2 protein-coding genes are annotated in these 1,218 nt (G+C 41.7%); both read right to left on the bottom strand.

Translation table 11 applies throughout. The features are described from left to right. Positions 1–467 (bottom strand): contractile injection system protein, VgrG/Pvc8 family (locus tag Phpb_RS23095; protein WP_276204292.1); only part of this gene is annotated, 467 nt, incomplete at its 3' end. Between the two features lie 90 nt (positions 468–557). Further along, positions 558–1,218 (bottom strand): hypothetical protein (locus tag Phpb_RS23090; RefSeq protein ID WP_082302667.1); only part of this gene is annotated, 661 nt, incomplete at its 5' end.

Raw genomic sequence — 1,218 nt, 5'->3', positions numbered from 1 at the left:
GCAAAGAAGGCATAATCGGACTCCCGTTTTTGCGTCACATACTCCCGTGTGTAATGAAACTCATCCAGTTGGCAATCGAACAGGATGCAATGTTTTTTCAGCAAACTGGTGAGAATTTCCGGCACGCTTTGCCGATGATAAATCCGGCTGTCCTGATTCAAATTCATCCGCCAGAGCGCGGGCTGGACGGTGAGGTGATAAATGGTACGATGCGCATGCGTATCCCCCCGTATAGCCTGTGAGATAATGCCGCTAACCTGACGTTGCTCAACATCGTTGAAAATCACCCGGAATTTCACCGATTGTAATAACAGTGATTCCAGATCAATATCAGCCCGTTTACTGACCAGCGTTAAGGATAGGGTAAATAATTCGGATAACTCCTCCTGTAAAGAAAATTCAGCTACCGCAAAAGTTTTCTCCGGCAAATCGGTAATATGACAAAGAAAGTGTAATCCATCGTTCATATGGACTCCTTATTTCTGATGTTGATGTTTAAGTAAATGAGTAAATTGCTTGATATTTATCATGGTAAATTTTCCTCAATGCCTACGGCGTTATTTCATATTCATGTACATGAACCGAAAATCGACTTCTCGATCGCCGTAATCTATCTTACCACCGGGATATTCAACCCATTCTTTCCCTTTAATCACTGTGACTTTCGCCATTTTGGTTTCATCCAACTTTGGTTTAAAGGTAATTTTCCATTCCATTCCTGGAGTTAATTTCAGTCGAAAGGAGCGCATTTTTGATACTTCACCTTGTAAATATACGCTTTTAGGAAATCCTTCAACCATTTCCAAAACAGGATAGATAATGGGGCTAAAATTAATAGTATTTAGTGCCGCAGTTTCACTAATATTCGTCTGGGCAGCATCATTAATAAATGCGGTTAAACCGGTTCCCGTATACGGCACAGCATCTTTCACCAGATGACTAACATCGGTATACCCCACTGCCACAGAAGCTTGATTGATTTTCCATTTACACCATCCTCCGCCATTAAAAGGTAATTTCGCCTGAAAGTAACCGGTTTGTGGATCAGCTTTTACATTCAAATCCAATTCATAATAAGTCGGCACTTGATAAGGCGACATACCTGCATCAAGCTGATATCTAAGGCAGTCTTTTGAGATATATTGCGCAGACACATACGGTTTTGTGTATTTCGGCACGACACCTTCCACCGTAATCAACTGTTTCTTCCCGTCAGGC

The organism is Photorhabdus namnaonensis (assembly GCF_001684335.1).
GTDB classification, from domain to species: domain Bacteria; phylum Pseudomonadota; class Gammaproteobacteria; order Enterobacterales; family Enterobacteriaceae; genus Photorhabdus; species Photorhabdus namnaonensis.
Note: the sequence above shows the minus strand (reverse complement) of the source record. Positions and strands in the feature narration are given on the sequence as shown.